Origin of the sequence: Chryseobacterium sp. MA9 (assembly GCF_024399315.1) — a bacterium.
In the GTDB taxonomy this organism is placed as follows: domain Bacteria; phylum Bacteroidota; class Bacteroidia; order Flavobacteriales; family Weeksellaceae; genus Chryseobacterium.
On sequence record NZ_CP075170.1, the window covers coordinates 3,884,872 to 3,898,807 of the forward strand.

Consider the following 13,936-nt stretch of genomic DNA (forward strand, 5'->3'; position numbering starts at 1 on the left):
AATAATGAGACACGGTAAAAAATTCAATCACTTAGGAAGAACAGCTTCTCACAGAAGTGCTTTACTTTCTAATATGGCTTGTTCTCTAATTGAGCATAAAAGAATCAACACTACTGTAGCTAAAGCTAAAGCTTTAAGAGTATATGTTGAGCCTCTATTAACAAAAGCAAAAGAAGATACTACACACAACAGAAGAATAGTATTCTCTTATCTTCAAAATAAATTTGCGGTTGCTGAATTATTCAGAACTGTAGCTCCTAAAATCGCTGAAAGAAACGGTGGTTATACAAGAATCATTAAGACAGGTTTCAGACCAGGTGATGCTGCTGATATGGCTCTTATCGAATTAGTAGATTTCAACGAGCTTTACAACCCTAATGCTGAAGAGAAAAAAGCTACAAGAAGAAGCAGAAGATCAACTGCTGCACCTAAAAAAGCTGAAGCTGTAGTAGCTGAAGCACCTGCAGTAGAAGAGAAAGTAGAAGAAGCTAAAGCTGATACTACTGAAGAAAAAACTGAAGAATAATATTCATTCAGATATATAAAAAAACCATCCGGATTCCGGATGGTTTTTTTATTTAGAATATTTGAGCAATTATATTTTTGTTGATATAAACGGCAGCTTAAAACGATTTAAAATGTATAAAAATAAAATGTCCCTCTATATTGAGGGACATTGCTATTTATATTTTTGTTCTTTTCAATTCAATAAGATTATTACCCTGTTCAAGATGAAGGCTGTCTCCTTTTACCCTTGCTGTCATATCATCTTTCTTGTAAATCGTTTCATCACCTTTGGTTTCAGTCTTAGGTAATGTAAATGTTTTCTTGTTGCTGGTAATGGCTACTGTACTTTCTTTCGGATCGTTTTTGAATACTACCTTTACCAATGTTCCGTCTGTAGCTTTATAAACAAAATCTGTTTTCTCAGTTTTCTGACCGTTGATATCTACTGTCGAAGAACTTTGCGTTACGGAATCTATTTTTCCATTATTGTCTGTAACTACAGTTTCTGAGCTGTCTGTTTTGATAACACTTTTGTTTCCACTTTCACTTTTTTTACAGCTGATTACAGCTAATGCCAATACAGCACCTAATGCTAAAAGACTTTTTTTCATGATTATATTATTTGATAGTTACAATGATTTTATTCTTTAAATTTTACAAAAATCATGCCTTACAATATGAGGAATTTCTGTTGATTTTGAAATATAATTTTCTTCTTTTTCTCTTTAAATAACATGTTTCCCCAACAAGGTAATTTTAAAAATGAAATGAATATTAACTGATAAATGAATGTTCAGCCAACATATGCTCCAAAGAAATGATTTTTTATGCATTAATACCTGATTTTCAAATGTTGGATTATCATTTATTTATTGTTTGTTTTATTATGTTGGCATTAATTTAAATTAATATTGATTTTTGAATAAAAAATTGATTAAATTTATTAAAACTAAAAAGACTAAACAACCACTATGAATTCAAATGACAATATTACCCAAAGGTGTAATTGATTTCAAATTGTTTTCTGTTGAAATTTGCTTCAAACAAACAAAGTCATGAGCATTTCCATAGCCATAGTAGAAGATGAAAAAAACTACAACAATGCGTTGAAGAAAGTAATCAATTATCAACAGGATATGAAGGTAATTGCTCAGTTCTTTGACGGAAATGATGCGATGCAAAATCTCCCCGCTATTTCACCGGATGTTGTGATGATGGATATCCAGTTGCAGGATATGCTCGGAATTGAAATCATAGAAAAGTTGCGAAAAGAAATGCCCAATACACAATTTATCATGTGTACCAGTTTTGATGACGATGAAAAAATCTTTAATTCTTTAAAAGCCGGCGCTATGGGTTATCTTGTAAAAGGAGAAAGTATGGACAAAATCCTCTCTTCTATCCGGGATGTATACCAGGGTGGAGCTCCTATGAGTTTTTCAATTGCCCGAAGAGTTCTTAAACATTTTGAAAGAAAACTTCCGGAAATTAAAGGTTTTGATGAACTTACAGAACGTGAAAAGGAAATTCTTGAACTTCTTTCAGAAGGACTCCTTTACAAAGAAATTGCAGATAAAAAATGCATCAGCATTGATACAGTAAAAAAACACGTCGGAAATATCTACAGAAAACTTCACGTAAACAATAAAGTGGAGGCTATTAATAAATTTAACCAATCAAAAAACTAAGAAATTATGGAAAATTTAAATGAAACAAGTCAGGAAGTTCTTGATGATAATTTATCTTACAGAGAAGGCCCTATCGGTAATAAACTTGATCAGTTAGTGGATGGGGTGGAAATGCTGCCTATTAGCCGTATTCTGGCAGAAAGTTTTATTGATAGTGCTAAAAAGGGAGTTTTGCCATTTATGCAAAATCAAAATGTGAATTTTAATCTCGGAGGTATTTATGCTGTAAAACATTCACTCCTAAAAGATATTTGCGAGATTATGAATGAAATTAAGGCAACCTATTTAACATTTACTTTCGTACAGATAGATCCTCAGGATTCCAGGGTAAGACTCACATCATATTCTGAAAACAGGGCGATTTACATGGTGGCCTCTTTGCAAACACAAGGTAAAAATACGGTTGATGGAAATAATTATCTCATCATTAATGCCAGTCAGGATCTTACACTTAAAGATCTGAAAATTTCCAATGAGAGTTTAAAAGGGCTTAATGATTTTTATCTTGAGAATGGACATCGAGTGCTAACTAATTATCTAGGGCGAAACAATACATTTTATATCAGTTATCATATCGTTGATCTGATAGATACCTTGTCAAAAGATGGTAGTGATACATTTATTATCAATCTTTGCGAGATCAGTGATGTTAAGAAAGTGATTTTTGAAAATAATCTTGGTGATAGATTTCGGGAAGATCAATATAAAAAACACTTTGAAACACACGAAAAACAAATGACACTTGTTTTTAGTACAGAAAAAGGATATTACGACATGGGTTCATTATATCCATAAAATGTTAATTCAAATATTATACATTGCAGTACTCTTGGCAGCTACTGTAAAGTCTATAGTTTTAGCTGGAAAGAAAGGTCTTTCCAGCCAAAACTATTTTGCTGTTTACCTATTCATCTCACTTTGTCTAGAGCTCTACGGGCATTATAAAATATATAGTAAAGAATTTGACTTTGCTTATCTATTTAATTACTACAGTATTTTTCTGATCATTTTTTTTAATATCTATTACGCTAAAATCTTTCCTCAAAAAATTAGAATATTTTTTTTATCTGTACTCATTGCTATTCTAGTATATATCGTCCTGTTTGTGAAATTTTATAGTGAAAACTATGAGAATATACTCGGAATATTAGTTTGCTTTTATTTCATTATTAATGCGCTGGTTTGGTTTTATGTCAGACTGAAAAACTTCGATGAAGTAAAAATTTTTAACGATCCGAATTTCTGGGTCTCCTGTGGATTACTTTTTTGGAGTATTTTTTTTATTTTCAGGTCAATCCCAATGTTTTTTCTTCGAGACAATGACCCGGGGTTTCTGCAAATTTTAAAAGTCATACAGTATTGTGTTAATATCATTATGTATGGAATGTTCTATATTGCTTTAAGGAAATTTGAAAATAAAAATACAAGATGAAGCAACTACCGGATACAATAAAACTGGCTTATATTATTGCTGTTATTTTGTTGATAACTTTTGTCATTTTTATTATTTTAATAGTTGTTTTGTATAATAAAAGACAACTTTTTTTTATTCAGCAGCAACAGCTCAAAGAAGCCGAACATCAGAACCAGCTCCTGCAGAAAGAACTCGAAAAACAAAAAGTTCTTGAACAGGAACGCGAACGTATTTCCCACGATATGCATGACGATCTTGGAGCCGGAATTTCAGCATTGAAACTTCAGGCAGAATTTCTAAGGCAGAAAGCCGAAGATGAAGATTTGCAGAGTGACATTGATGAACTTCTGAAAACGTCAGAAGAGATGAATATTTCCATGCGGGAAATGCTTTGGAGTCTGAACTCAGGAAATGATACTTTGGGCAGTTTTATCGATTATGCGATATTATATACTGGGAATTTTTTAAAGAAAACAAAAATAGTATTGCTTTCAGAATGTGAAGACATCACTGCCGAAACTCCTGTTTCTACAGAAATGAGGCGTAATCTTTTTCTCTGCTTAAAAGAATCGGTGAATAACGTATACAAACACAGTCATGCAGATACATTGAAACTTTCATTTTCACAGAAAAATAATAGTTTTTCTATGAAAATATCAGATAACGGAATCGGTATTCCGGATGAGCAGCCAAAAGGAAATGGACTCAGAAATATGAAAAGAAGAATGAATGAATTATCCGGTGAATGTAATATTTTATCCGAAAACTCTGGAACCTGCCTGATTTTTAAAATAATAGTTTGAAAATTACCCCTTTGTGTAATTGACTGGTGTGTTTTTTAGAGGGAAATTTGATCTATAAAACTAAAAGCTATGAAAACTCTTATTAACGATGCTTGGGCTGGCAATTATTGCAATCATTGCAGGGCTTATTCTTATTTCTGCATGGAGTGGCAGAGAACCTAAAGATAATCAGCTGGTGACGATCTTTGCTACCATTTCATCAGGAGCTATAAGAGCTTTAGCGGGTCTTTTATACCCTATACCCGGAAAATAAATAATAATAACTTAAAAAACTATATGTCATGAAAACTTTAACATTAAATATTACAGTAACAGGTGGCACTTCAATTTTAGGAATTATCTATAAAATTTTTAAAAAAGGTAGAACAGAACCACTTTTTGAACAAACAGAAAAAGGATCTTTTTCTGAAGAATTTGAATTAGAAGAGGGAGCAGATTATGATCTTTATATAATTGGGTCGAATCCATTATCAGCAGATAGAAATACAAGAGTGAAAATTGATGGAGATATTGTCCTTAGTGAGGATTCTGATTTAAATCCAGCAAATAGAAAAGGGAATGGGTATTTGTTAACGTATCATTTTAAAGTAAAGTAATAAAAAGGAATCATGAAAACATTTATACATAAATTAGGGATTGTTCTGTTTTTCTTTAATACATTATTGGTTTGTGCCCAGAATGGAGGTTTTGCAAAAAACGATTTAAAATCAGATGGTTTTTATAAAAAGATTGAAGAAACAAAATCAGGAAACTGGAAAGATGTATTGACTGATTATATGCAGGCTTCTTTTAAAGGATTAACAAGTGAAAACAAATCTTTTCAATTTAAAGCAAACATTTTTTCATTGAGATCAAAAGCTGATAGTACTTTATTAATTGACTATAACTATACAAGTAAACGAGAAACATTTTACAGAAATTTCCAGATTCAAATAGGGTTAAATCTTGATAATGATTATAAGTTTAAAGGATTTAATTATGGGTTTGATTGGGCAATCATTAATAAAAGAGATACAACCGTAGCCAGTTTAGCTAGAAAAGAGTATGAATCAGGTGAAAATTTTGAAAAGCTTAGTTCTGCTTTAATTTTTGCTTTACAAAAATATAGAAATATAGCAACTCCTGAAAACTACCAGAAAATTGAGAAATTAGCAAAGGCTTCTATTGAAAAACAATATTATTTGTCAATAGATAACCTGCCGGAGGATTTTAAAAAGATATTGCTGAAAGAGCAAGATGGGATAGATGCTAAACAATTTTTAGATACTTTTCAAGATGAATTAGGGAAGTTAAAAAGGCGACCTTTATTAACTGTAGGATTCCATAGTAATTTTCAAAAGGATTCTAAGTTCTTGGACGAGTTTGATGCCAATTTGGTTTATCTGCAAGGATTGAAATCTAAGAAGGGAAGTAAATTGGAAATAGACTTCCGTAATCAGTTTAAAGCAAAAGACAGTATCACAACATCTATTATAAAACGAAAAGAATTTTCGTCACAATTAGGACTGAATATTTCGATTTGGGAAACTAAAGATAAATCCATCGTAGAACTTAAACCTAATTTTGAATATAAAAGAATTGTTTCAGGAATAATGGCTGATGAAAAAAATGACCAGTTTTTAGCCAATGCAGATTTAAGAATAAGAATTTTAAAAAATCTCTGGGTTCCATTGATTTTAAAATATGACATTAAAAACAATAATCTTTTTGGTTTCTTAAATGTTAGTTTCAATTTTGATGCAATGAAAAAAGAATAGTATAATAATTACTGAATAAAAACTCACCTTTACAATTTTAAAAGGTGAGTTTTTTTATCATTGTTTCTTTATTTTAAACCCTCAATCCAACACAAAGAAATTGTAGAATTATCATAATATAAATTAACTAAAATTTAACTTGGATTTATTTCAAAAAAATCCCTCGAAATAGCCCTAAAAGTTAAATTTTGATTAAATTTGTCTAAACTAAAAAAAATAAAAAATGAGTGCAATTTCTTATATAGAAGCAAGACAGATTTTAGATTCCAGAGGTAATCCTACCATCGAAGTAGATGTATTTACAGAAAGCGGGGCAATGGGCCGTGCTGCTGTACCTTCAGGAGCATCCACAGGAGAACACGAAGCGGTAGAATTACGTGATGGTGGTTCAGAATATCAAGGGAAAGGAGTTCTGAAAGCTGTTGAAAATGTAAAAGAAGTAATTGCAGAGAATTTAGTTGGACAGCCGGTTTTCGAACAAAACTATATCGATCAGATTATGATTGATCTTGACGGAACGGCTAACAAAGGAAATCTTGGTGCTAATGCTATTCTTGGTGTTTCTTTGGCTGTAGCAAGAGCTGCGGCTGCAGAGTTGGGAATGCCACTTTATAAATATGTAGGAGGAGTAAACGCAAACACACTTCCTGTTCCAATGATGAATGTAATCAATGGTGGATCTCACTCAGATGCTCCTATCGCATTCCAGGAATTTATGGTTATGCCGGTAAAAGCAGATTCTTTCTCTCATGCATTGAGAAAAGGAACTGAGATTTTCCACAATCTTAAATCTATTCTTCATTCAAGAGGTTTATCTACTGCAGTAGGTGACGAAGGTGGTTTTGCTCCTACTTTCAAAGGAACTGAAGATGCTTTGGATACCTTACTTCAGGCAATTGAAAAAGCAGGATACAAGCCTGGTGACGACATTATGTTGGCATTAGACTGTGCGGCTTCAGAATTCTACAAAGACGGAATTTATGATTACAGAAAATTCCAGACTCCGGATGCGGCTCAGTTTTCAAGCAGCGAGCAGGTTTCTTACCTTGCAGAATTGGCTGCTAAATATCCAATCATTTCTATCGAAGACGGTATGCAGGAAAATGACTGGGAAGGTTGGAAAATGTTAACTGATAAAATTGGTGACAGAGTACAATTGGTAGGAGATGATTTATTTGTGACTAACGTAGAGAGATTATCAAGAGGAGTAAAAGAAAATATTGCGAACTCAATCCTTGTAAAAGTAAACCAGATCGGTTCTCTTTCTGAAACAATGGCAGCCGTACAAATGGCTCAGAACAACAAGTTCACTTCAGTAATGTCTCACAGATCAGGAGAAACTGAAGACTCTACCATCGCTGATTTAGCAGTAGCAATGAACTGCGGACAGATCAAAACAGGTTCAGCTTCAAGATCAGACAGAATGGCAAAATATAACCAGTTATTGAGAATTGAAGAAGCTCTTGGTGAAACAGCAATTTTCCCAGGTTTAGAAGCATTTAAAATAAAAAGATAATTGAATTTATAAATAACGGCAAGCGATATTTTTTGTTTGCCGTATTTTATGGAAAGTGGTATATTTAAAAAAAATAAATAAATAATGTCAGACAACAAAGTAATATTGAATTACGACGGTAATTCATATGAATATCCTATCGTGGATAGTACTATCGGAGACAGAGGGATTGATATTTCAAAATTAAGAGACCAGACAGGTTTGATCACTCTGGATTTAGGTTATAAAAATACAGGAGCTACCATTAGCGACATCACTTACTTAGACGGAGATAAAGGAGAATTATTCTACAGAGGTTATCCAATCGAACAGATTGCTGAAAAATCTAACTTTACAGAAGTAATGTATCTTTTATTACATGGAGAATTACCTACTCAGGATCAGTTTACTTCATTCGACAATAATATTAAAAAATATAACTTCATCGCAGACGAAATGAAAAAAATCATTGATGTTTTTCCTCGTTCTGCTCACCCTATGGGAGTTTTATCTTCTATGACATCTGCATTGACAGCTTTCAACCCAAAAGCAGTTAACGTAAACTCTAAAGAAGAAATGGATCACGCAGCTGAGCTGATGATTGCTAAGTTCTCTCACCTTTGTGCTTGGACTTACAGAAAAACTCAAGGTTTACCATTAAACCACGGGGATAACAACCTGAATTACGTAGAAAACTTCTACAAAATGGCATTCAGATTACCAAACGCTGATTTCGAAATCGATCCGGTAGTTGTAAATGCTTTAGATAAATTATTAATCCTTCACGCAGATCACGAACAAAACTGTTCTACTTCTACAGTAAGAATGGTAGGCTCTGCTCACACAGGTCTTTTCGCTTCTATCTCTGCTGGGGTATCTGCACTTTGGGGGCCGCTTCACGGTGGTGCTAACCAGGCTGTAATCGAAATGCTTGAACTTATCGAAAAAGATGGTGGTGATGTATCTAAATACGTTGCTAAAGCTAAAGATAAAGCTGACAATTTCCGTCTAATGGGATTCGGACACAGAGTTTACAAAAACTTTGACCCAAGAGCGAAAATTATCAAGAAAGCTGCTGATGATATCCTTAAAGCATTAGGTATTCAGGATAAAGCTCTTGACATTGCAATGCAGTTAGAAAGAGTAGCTCTTGAAGATGAGTACTTCGTAGAAAGAAAACTATATCCAAACGTAGACTTCTATTCAGGTATTATCTACAGAGCGTTAGGAATTCCTACAGAAATGTTTACAGTAATGTTTGCATTAGGAAGACTTCCAGGATGGATTTCTCAATGGAAAGAAATGAGACTGAAAGGAGACCCAATCGGAAGACCAAGACAGGTTTACCAAGGTGCTCAGGAAAGAAACTACATCGACATCGCAAGCAGATAATATTTGCTTACAATATAAAAGAATCCCAAAGCAAGCTTTGGGATTTTTCATTATGAAATAGGAGGACTGCTGAAAATTTTATTTTAAATGCTCTTTGAAAAAAATAAAATGATGTTCAATAGATTTCCTCCAATATTCTGTATTATGATTTCCTGGTTGAGAAATAAATGTTATTGGGATTTTTAAACTGTCAGCCAGATTTTTAACTTCGAGTGTAGAAGAATAAAGGATATCATCAGTCCCACAGTCTATTAGAAAAGGATTTCCTTTGTTATAAGCTTTTACAAGACTTGAAGTACTATATTGATTCCATTCTTTTGAGGACCCTAATGAGTGAGATAGATCTTTAATTATTCTTGTGGTTTGAAAGAACGATAAACTTGCCTTTGTAAGAATATTTATATCTAAAGAAAATGCACCACTTGTACTGCCAGCAGTATTAAAATACTCCTGATGAAGCAGGAAGTAGCGTATGGCTCCATAGCCTCCCATACTCAGTCCGCTTATAAAGATATTTCTGTCATCAATACTAAATTTGGTATGCAGCTTGGGAACAAGCTCTTTAAAAAAGAAATCTTCGGCTTGTGAACCTTTATCATAAGGACTGTTAATGTACCATGTCACAAAACCATCAGGGCATACAATAATCATTTTATATTGATCGGATAACTTTTGAAGGTCTGTCGTTTGTGACCATTGGCGGTAATTTTCACTATATCCATGGAGTAAATACACCAAAGGATATTTTTCTTTTGGCATATAAGTTTTAGGTTTAAAAATTAATACCGTATCGGGTTTTGAAAGGAATTCAGATTTAAAAACCCATTTTTCCTGAGCCTTTACTAATGTGATGCTTGTAATAATACTGATTATCAGTATTATATTCTTTATGTGCATTTTTTTGTATTTTAGTGTAAATTTCTGTAAGTCCTTTGTGAGGTGCAATAACTAACAAAATTGTGAGTCGTAAAATCTTTGAATTATGAGAAAGGAAAATTCAACCAATGCCATAAATGAAGAGTTTTTGTTTGGGATATGTGAATTAAATTCTGCGGTGAGCATCATCAGCGGACGTTGGAAATCACAGATTATCTATTCTATATCGGAAGGGAACAACCGGTTTCATTTATTGAAAAAAGAATTAACGAATATTTCGGAACAGGTACTGGGAAGACAGTTAAAAGAACTGGAAACTCATCAACTTATTATAAAGAAGGAAATCCCTGGCAGTATCCCTGCAGGAATTGAGTATATACTTACAAACAAGGGCAAAGATGTAGTCCCGATTCTAAGGAACTTATGTGAATGGGGAAAGACATACGCCGAAGGGAAAGAGATATTAATAACTACCTTTTTATAGAAAATACAAATGGGACTGAAATTGAATTCAATAATTTATTACATTTACTGTAGTTAGATTAATAAGTTTCAGTAAGCCGGTTTGTTGATTAAACAGACTTAAATCTGTTGCAGTTAATCTGATATTAGTACAATGGAAGCAACCATAGTGTAATTTGTGTTTAAAAATAAAAAACTAATTGACAATGACTTTTGGGGAACAGATGCTATTTTTCTTCAGTGCAGTAGGAGCATTCAACGGACTTCTGCTGGGAATTTATCTGCTGTTTGTTAAAAAGCTGAAATACCTGCCAGATTTTTTTCTTGGACTTCTTCTTCTGATGCTAAGCTCAAGAGTAGGAATTTCTGTATGCATTTATTTTTATCCGGATTTACCCAGAATTATCCCGCATTTGGGGCTCTCAGCATTGTTTTTCACCGGACCAGCTCTCTATTACTATGTTAAAGCTTCATTTCAGCAAGACCGGTTTGATTGGAAGAACTGCCAGAAATGGTTTGGAATTTTAACCCTTATTTTAGGAGTGGTAGGGTTGCTATATTTGGTGTTTCCTATTACCTGGGATCATTATTTTGGTACTTTTATCTATACTGTCTGGTCTGTATTTGTGTTTCTTGCGGTCTATCAGTATTATATTTTCATTAAACAGAATCATAAAAGTCCAAACAAATTTGTTCTTCCGGTTCTGGTTAGTAATGTGATTATCTTTTTAACGTATCAATTGATTTCTACAGGTTGGGTACAAATCTATTGTGCAGGTGGAAGCCTTGTGTTCTCGTTTGTGCTATATGCCAACTTTTTGATTTTATTCAATAAAAAATATCAGCAGCTTCCGGTAAAAGAAACAGAAAAATATTCCAATAAAAAGATTTCCGGAGAACAGGTGGATAGTTTTGTATCAAGATTAGAAAGGTTGATGGATACAGAAGAGCTCTATAAAAATCCGAATTTAAAATTGAGCGATCTTGCTTCAAAAATGAATATATCAGCTCATCAGCTTTCCCAATTGCTGAATGATAATTTGGGGAAAAGCTTTGCGACCTGCATCAATGAATACAGGATCAATGAAGCCTGCGAAAAAATAGAAAATGGTTCCTATCTGAAAATTGAGGAGATCGGGTATGAAGTAGGATTTAATTCCAAGTCAACTTTCTTTTCAACCTTCAAGAAAATTAAAAATACAACCCCTCTTTTGTATAAACAGTCTCAAACCCTGACTGAACCTAGATTTCAGAGTTCAAATTTATAATTCAGTACTGCGGAATTTCAATATTAAAACCTCTTTTTTAGAGCAAGCTAATACTTTTGATATCATAAAATTTAAAACTTATGATAGTCAAATTGTGGCTTTTGTTACTCCTGTTATTTTTCTCAATTTTTGGTAAGGCACAGGAAATTGTAAAAAGGAACGTTTCGGATTCTCTGACTCAAACAAAATCTTCTACCACGAATATTTCAGAAGTCATTCTTCAATCAGCTCCGCGAAGGATGAAATTGAATGATGGGAACCTGGTTGTATCTGTTGCCGGAAACAAAGACTTTAAAACCTCTACCCATCTTCTTGATGTTTTAAAAAAAACACCCGGTGTTACAGTAGATCAGGAAGACGGAATTTTTATTGGAGGGAGAATTGCCCCGGCTGTTCTTATTGATGGAAAACCTGTTGTGATGAGTAATCAGGAGCTGCAGGCATATTTACGGTCTTTATCACCTGAAATGGTAGAATCTGTAGAAGTGAATACCAATCCGTCTTCAAAATATGATGCAGAATTTAAAGGAATAATTGATATCAAATTAAAGAAGAATACCAGTCTTGGCTGGAAAGCAAGCTATAATGGTAATGTGTATATTAATAAATTCAACTACAGGGAAAATGCATTCAATACATCTTATCATACGGGAAAAGTGACGTACAGCCTTCAGGCAGGCTATAATGAAGGTATTTCAACCTATCGTTATCAGGCTTTGCAGCGGCTGGCAAATACCAATATAATGCGCACCCATACCTATCAGGAAGATTTTGGGAAGGTGTACAATATTCAGGCGGGAGCTGATTTCAGACTGAATGATAAAAACAGATTAGCGATCAATCTGAGAGGTAATTTCAGGAACAATGAACGTACACGAAATGGATCACTTTTTACTACCGATAAAAGTGAAACCCAAACAGTATTGAATACCGCCAGTGAAAATCCCACCTATTATTTACAGGATAATTATGGCATTACCACCGATTATTCTTTTCAAAATAAAGGATTTAAACTCAGTTTTTTAGGAAACTATCTTTCAGTTAAAAATAAGCAGAATGATGATTTTATCAATAAGGATCAGGCTACAGCAAATCTTCTTTCTTATTGGAAATCTGATTTGATTAATAAAATTAATATCTATACTGCTCAGATAGATGTTTCGCAGAAAATTGATAATGCAGATGTTGAAGCGGGAGTTAAATACAGCAGTTCAGACACCCAAAACAATATCAGGTATGATACATTGTCTGTTGGAAACCAGTTTGTCTTTGATCCTTCGAGAAGTAATGTATTTTCATATAAAGAAAAAATCTGGGCAGGCTATCTGGCATACAGGCAGAAAATGGGAAGCTTACAAATCAATGCAGGCTTAAGATTTGAAAATACAAACAGCATTTCCAATGCAATTACTGTGGATTCAGTTGTTGCAAGAAACTATCTGAAATGGCTGCCGTCATTAAGTGCAAATTATACTTTTAACAAGTCCAGTGAACTTTCCCTTTCTTACAGCAGGAAAATGACGAGACCGGTTTTTTCTCAGCTTAATCCGTTCCGGTTTTATTTCAGTCCGTTAAATTATTGGATTGGAAATCCTTATCTGCTTCCTTCCTTTACAAGCCAGATCAAAGCAACCTATCGCTATAAAAACTGGATCACAAGTTTCACAGTTGGGAAAGAGAAAGATGTGATGACTCGCTATCCCCTTTACAATCCGGAAACGAATGTTCTGGAATATTTAGGAACGAATCTTCCATATCGAAATTTTGCTGTTCTGGAAACCAGCTTTCCAATCAGAATTACAAAATGGTGGAATCTCACCAGCCAGATTACAGGATATTATAATTATGAATTCAGACCCTATCTGGATGAGATTTTTGCATTGAATATTTATAATTATGAAGTAAGGCTAAGCCAGGTGTTTTCGCTTCCAGAAGGATTTACCATGAATGTATTTGCCAGTTATGAATCAAAAACGGGGAACAGTCTTTATATTATCAAGCCAAGGTATACCATAGATGTATCAGTTCAAAAGTCATGGTTTGATAATAAACTGAACACGAAGATTGGTTTTAATAATCTCTTTGATTCTTATGAGCAGAGATTAGAATTTCGGCATAAACAGATTATGGATAACCGTCTTACACACTGGTGGGACAGCAGTAGATTGGTGCTTTCGTTTAGTTATAGTATAGGCAGTTCAAAATATCAGGTAAAAGAAACCCAGAAAACAGAGGAAGAAAACAGAGCGAGATAAAAAAAACCTGCTTGAAAAA

14 protein-coding genes are annotated in these 13,936 nt (G+C 33.6%); 12 read left to right on the forward strand and 2 right to left on the reverse strand.

The features are described from left to right. Positions 1–4 precede the first annotated feature (4 nt). The gene (gene rplQ / locus KIK00_RS17750) at positions 5–526 is read left to right on the forward strand and encodes a 50S ribosomal protein L17 (RefSeq protein WP_047376583.1); all 522 of its coding nucleotides are present in this window, start codon (positions 5–7) and stop codon (positions 524–526) included. Positions 527–683: 157 nt separating this feature from the next. Here the strand turns inward: rplQ and KIK00_RS17755 are convergent, their stop codons facing one another. Continuing rightward, complete coding sequence (locus tag KIK00_RS17755) at positions 684–1,118, reverse strand: hypothetical protein (protein WP_255813662.1); 435 nt, start codon at positions 1,116–1,118, stop codon at positions 684–686. Positions 1,119–1,562: 444 nt separating this feature from the next. Here KIK00_RS17755 and KIK00_RS17760 point away from each other — a divergent pair, with 444 nt between their 5' ends. The 8 genes from KIK00_RS17760 to KIK00_RS17795 all read left to right on the forward strand — a co-directional run bounded on the left by KIK00_RS17760 (position 1,563) and on the right by KIK00_RS17795 (position 9,056). Then, entirely contained in the window at positions 1,563–2,195 is a 633-nt protein-coding gene (locus KIK00_RS17760; protein ID WP_255813663.1) for a response regulator transcription factor, read from the forward strand. A gap of 6 nt (positions 2,196–2,201) precedes the next feature. Further along, a complete protein-coding gene (locus tag KIK00_RS17765; protein ID WP_255813664.1) occupies positions 2,202–2,990 on the forward strand; it encodes a hypothetical protein in 789 nt (262 codons plus the stop codon). Between the two features lie 633 nt (positions 2,991–3,623). Continuing rightward, positions 3,624–4,412, forward strand: coding sequence for a sensor histidine kinase (locus tag KIK00_RS17770; RefSeq protein WP_255813665.1), 789 nt, complete (start codon positions 3,624–3,626; stop codon positions 4,410–4,412). A gap of 88 nt (positions 4,413–4,500) precedes the next feature. Further along, positions 4,501–4,665 (forward strand): hypothetical protein, encoded by a 165-nt coding sequence (locus KIK00_RS17775; RefSeq protein ID WP_255813666.1) that lies wholly within the window; start codon positions 4,501–4,503, stop codon positions 4,663–4,665. Between the two features lie 28 nt (positions 4,666–4,693). Continuing rightward, positions 4,694–5,008, forward strand: coding sequence for a hypothetical protein (locus KIK00_RS17780; protein ID WP_255813667.1), 315 nt, complete (start codon positions 4,694–4,696; stop codon positions 5,006–5,008). A gap of 12 nt (positions 5,009–5,020) precedes the next feature. Then, the gene (locus KIK00_RS17785; RefSeq protein WP_255813669.1) at positions 5,021–6,169 is read left to right on the forward strand and encodes a hypothetical protein; all 1,149 of its coding nucleotides are present in this window, start codon (positions 5,021–5,023) and stop codon (positions 6,167–6,169) included. 223 nt (positions 6,170–6,392) lie between these two features. Beyond that, positions 6,393–7,685 (forward strand): phosphopyruvate hydratase, encoded by a 1,293-nt coding sequence (eno, locus tag KIK00_RS17790; protein WP_105702132.1) that lies wholly within the window; start codon positions 6,393–6,395, stop codon positions 7,683–7,685. A gap of 84 nt (positions 7,686–7,769) precedes the next feature. Further along, on the forward strand, positions 7,770–9,056 hold the full coding sequence (locus KIK00_RS17795; protein ID WP_255813671.1) for a citrate synthase: 1,287 nt from the start codon (positions 7,770–7,772) through the stop codon (positions 9,054–9,056). A gap of 78 nt (positions 9,057–9,134) precedes the next feature. On the opposite strand, the gene KIK00_RS17800 is transcribed toward KIK00_RS17795, so the two are convergent. Beyond that, entirely contained in the window at positions 9,135–9,953 is an 819-nt protein-coding gene (locus KIK00_RS17800; RefSeq protein WP_255813672.1) for an alpha/beta hydrolase family protein, read from the reverse strand. Positions 9,954–10,038: 85 nt separating this feature from the next. Here KIK00_RS17800 and KIK00_RS17805 point away from each other — a divergent pair, with 85 nt between their 5' ends. The 3 genes from KIK00_RS17805 (at position 10,039) to KIK00_RS17815 (ending at position 13,917) form a co-directional block, all read left to right on the forward strand. Beyond that, positions 10,039–10,416 (forward strand): helix-turn-helix domain-containing protein, encoded by a 378-nt coding sequence (locus KIK00_RS17805; protein ID WP_045491075.1) that lies wholly within the window; start codon positions 10,039–10,041, stop codon positions 10,414–10,416. A 184-nt stretch (positions 10,417–10,600) separates the two neighbouring features. Beyond that, positions 10,601–11,662 (forward strand): AraC family transcriptional regulator, encoded by a 1,062-nt coding sequence (locus KIK00_RS17810; RefSeq protein WP_255813674.1) that lies wholly within the window; start codon positions 10,601–10,603, stop codon positions 11,660–11,662. Positions 11,663–11,742: 80 nt separating this feature from the next. Next, complete coding sequence (locus tag KIK00_RS17815; RefSeq protein ID WP_255813675.1) at positions 11,743–13,917, forward strand: TonB-dependent receptor domain-containing protein; 2,175 nt, start codon at positions 11,743–11,745, stop codon at positions 13,915–13,917. The last annotated feature ends 19 nt before the right edge of the window (positions 13,918–13,936 follow it).

Excerpts from the sequence above, each read along its gene's own strand:
- rplQ (WP_047376583.1), top strand. The coding sequence starts at position 5 with ATGAGACACGGTAAAAAATTCAATCACTTAGGAAGAACAGCTTCTCAC.
- KIK00_RS17755 (WP_255813662.1), bottom strand. The coding sequence starts at position 1,118 with ATGAAAAAAAGTCTTTTAGCATTAGGTGCTGTATTGGCATTAGCTGTA.
- KIK00_RS17760 (WP_255813663.1), top strand. The coding sequence starts at position 1,563 with ATGAGCATTTCCATAGCCATAGTAGAAGATGAAAAAAACTACAACAAT.
- KIK00_RS17765 (WP_255813664.1), top strand. The coding sequence starts at position 2,202 with ATGGAAAATTTAAATGAAACAAGTCAGGAAGTTCTTGATGATAATTTA.
- KIK00_RS17770 (WP_255813665.1), top strand. The coding sequence starts at position 3,624 with ATGAAGCAACTACCGGATACAATAAAACTGGCTTATATTATTGCTGTT.
- KIK00_RS17775 (WP_255813666.1), top strand. The coding sequence starts at position 4,501 with ATGCTTGGGCTGGCAATTATTGCAATCATTGCAGGGCTTATTCTTATT.
- KIK00_RS17780 (WP_255813667.1), top strand. The coding sequence starts at position 4,694 with ATGAAAACTTTAACATTAAATATTACAGTAACAGGTGGCACTTCAATT.
- KIK00_RS17785 (WP_255813669.1), top strand. The coding sequence starts at position 5,021 with ATGAAAACATTTATACATAAATTAGGGATTGTTCTGTTTTTCTTTAAT.
- eno (WP_105702132.1), top strand. The coding sequence starts at position 6,393 with ATGAGTGCAATTTCTTATATAGAAGCAAGACAGATTTTAGATTCCAGA.
- KIK00_RS17795 (WP_255813671.1), top strand. The coding sequence starts at position 7,770 with ATGTCAGACAACAAAGTAATATTGAATTACGACGGTAATTCATATGAA.
- KIK00_RS17800 (WP_255813672.1), bottom strand. The coding sequence starts at position 9,953 with ATGCACATAAAGAATATAATACTGATAATCAGTATTATTACAAGCATC.
- KIK00_RS17805 (WP_045491075.1), top strand. The coding sequence starts at position 10,039 with ATGAGAAAGGAAAATTCAACCAATGCCATAAATGAAGAGTTTTTGTTT.
- KIK00_RS17810 (WP_255813674.1), top strand. The coding sequence starts at position 10,601 with ATGACTTTTGGGGAACAGATGCTATTTTTCTTCAGTGCAGTAGGAGCA.
- KIK00_RS17815 (WP_255813675.1), top strand. The coding sequence starts at position 11,743 with ATGATAGTCAAATTGTGGCTTTTGTTACTCCTGTTATTTTTCTCAATT.